This window comes from Vibrio sp. 03_296 (assembly GCF_002265885.1).
Genome location: NZ_NPKW01001004.1, coordinates 1 through 1,084, shown reverse-complemented (window position 1 = coordinate 1,084; position 1,084 = coordinate 1). Strand labels below are relative to the sequence as shown.

The 1,084-nt window shown below is 43.6% G+C and carries 1 protein-coding gene and 1 pseudogene; one reads left to right on the top strand and one right to left on the bottom strand.

Annotated features, from left to right (window positions below):
* Window positions 1–628 (bottom strand): annotated as a pseudogene (locus CIK04_RS29465) (sporulation protein); the annotation flags it as partial.
* Window positions 629–812: 184 nt separating this feature from the next.
* Here CIK04_RS29465 and CIK04_RS29460 point away from each other — a divergent pair.
* Window positions 813–1,084, top strand: a 272-nt coding sequence (locus tag CIK04_RS29460; protein ID WP_128824758.1) for a GntR family transcriptional regulator, incomplete at its 3' end; no start/stop codon positions are given.

Genomic DNA, 1,084 nt, shown 5'->3' with positions numbered 1-1,084 from the left:
TAAGCAATGCACCACACCCCCTCTAGAACTAAAGATAACTCAATCTCTTTGCTGCCTAGGAAACCATTGCTACGAAATTCGAGCTCTTGATAACAACCAGAGMGCGACGCAAAATTTTGCCCGCGAAGAAAACCTTTCTCGACATCCGCTTTCACCATGTTAAAACCAGCGCTAGTGATTGCGGCAATCACTTTTTGTACCACTGGCAAAGGTTTAACATCAATAAAGTCTCGGTCTCGCGGGTCTATTGCAAACTCAATGTCTAATGACGTTTCCAGCCAAACATGGCATTGGTTTTTCAATGCGTTCACTGTCGGTGACTGGCGTTTCATCGTGAAGTTTTAACTCAAAAGCCACGCTTTTTKKCTCGACCCGCTTGAATGTAAATTGGCTCTACGGCTTGAATTTTGTCGATGGTGAAGGTTTGATAGCTCACGCCATTCTCTGATTCAACTTTGACCTCCGTGTTGAGCTTGACTGTAATTGCGTCGATTTTCTGCTCAACATCACCGCCTTGAATATGCACCTGACCTTTTAGAGTTTGCCCTTGCTGCACGCTCATTTCATCAAGAATTGTATCGACCTTCGCCGCCCCAATACCCAAAGACGCTTTTAACTTCTTAAACATACCTTTCCTTTCTATCTTTGTACTATTTCAGTCGTTTTGTTATCAGATTCTGTTACACACCTACTAACTGCAAGAAATTACTCACCTCGCTCGTAACAATGTGTTTCACCACAAAATGTGGTGATTAAGTTGCATTTTCAACGTTAATTACGCACTATTTGTATAGTCAATTAGAGGGAAGATTATGCCATCACCGCTGTATATTCAGATCAACAGTTTATTGAAAGAAAATCGACAAGTGGCAGAGTGGCACATCGGCTTTAAGATCGCGACTGAACTAGAGCTGACCGAGCAATTTGGCGTTAGCCGCATGACCGTCAACAAAGCCATTCGCGATTTGGTCAATGAGGGGAAATTGCAAAGGCGACCCCGTTTAGGCACGTTTGTCTGTGATAAACCAGAAAAGGCGGAATCTCCACTGCTCGATGTGCGTAACATTGCTGAAGAAGTGGTCAA